General features: G+C 71.4%; 1 protein-coding gene. It reads right to left on the bottom strand.

Going from position 1 to position 1,122, the window contains the following annotated elements:
• Window positions 1–219: 219 nt before the first annotated feature.
• Window positions 220–1,113 carry a LysR family transcriptional regulator gene (locus JT360_RS33130; RefSeq protein ID WP_214477667.1) on the bottom strand — a complete coding sequence of 298 codons (894 nt, stop codon included), beginning with the start codon at window positions 1,111–1,113 and terminating at the stop codon, window positions 220–222.
• Window positions 1,114–1,122 lie beyond the last annotated feature (9 nt).

Raw genomic sequence — 1,122 nt, 5'->3', positions numbered from 1 at the left:
GGCGCCCTACCGGCGGCCCGCCAACCCCCGCCGCGCGGGGGCGGCCCCCCCTGTGTCCCGCCCGACACCCCCCCCTGAAGGGGGGAGGTTAGATGTCGTTGCTGATTTCGCCAATTTTCAGCGGTGCAAGATGAGTGCCGACGCCGACGCTGCCAATCTCCCCCCTTGAGGGGGAGATGCCCGGCAGGGCAGAGGGGGGTGCCTCGCGCTAACTTTCGTTCAGCCCCGCCACGGCGGCTCCGGTGAAAAGCGCTTGGCGATCCAGTCGGCGAAGGCGCGGGTTTTGGCGGCTTGTCCCTTGACCGAGGGCATGACGACATAGACCGCGCCTTCGTCGGCCAGCGTCCAGTCCTCCAGCACAGGCACCAGCCGTCCGTCGGCGAGTTCGCGACCGACCAGCCAGTCGGTGCTCATCATCAGGCCGACGCCTTGCACGGCGGCCTCGACCAGCACCTCGGCATCGTCGGTGACCAGCGGCCCGGAAACTTCAACGCGCACGCGCCGGCCTTCGCGGTTGGTCATCTCCCAGGCCGGGAAGGTCTGGAAGCCGGAGAAGCCCAGGCAGGAATGTTCAAGCAGCGCCTGCGGTGTCTCCGGCCTGCCCCTTCGGGCGAGATAGGCTGGAGCGGCGCAGAGCAGCCGGCGCCGCGTCGCGATCCTGCGCGCCACCAGGCGCGAATCCTCCAGCGCGCCGAGCCGCACGGCGACGTCAAAATTCTCGGCGACCAGATCGGTGAAGCGATTGGAGAATTCGGCCTCGATGCGGACATCGGGAAATTCGGCGAGGAATAGAGGCAGCAGCGGCCCGATCCACATGCGCCCGAACGTGCCGGGCAGCGCCAGCCTGAGCAGCCCGCGCGGGCCGCCGCCGGCATGTGCCGATGCGGCCGCCTCGGCCTCGTCGACCGAGGCGAGGATGGCGCGCACCCGCACCAGGAATTCGGCGCCCGCTTCGGTCAGCGACACGCTGCCCGTCGTGCGATGGAGCAGCCTTACCCCCAGCCGCCCCTCCAGCGATTGCAGGCGCCGCCCAGGGATGGTGGCGGCGCGGCCCGCCCGCCCCCCCCCCCCGGGGAGGGGGCGCCCCCCCCGCCTGGCGCCCAGGCGCCCCATTGTCGCGGG

Source organism: Mesorhizobium sp. dw_380 (assembly GCF_018588885.1).
Classification (GTDB): Bacteria; Pseudomonadota; Alphaproteobacteria; order Rhizobiales; family Rhizobiaceae; genus Mesorhizobium.
This window is presented reverse-complemented; position numbering and strand designations above follow the sequence as displayed.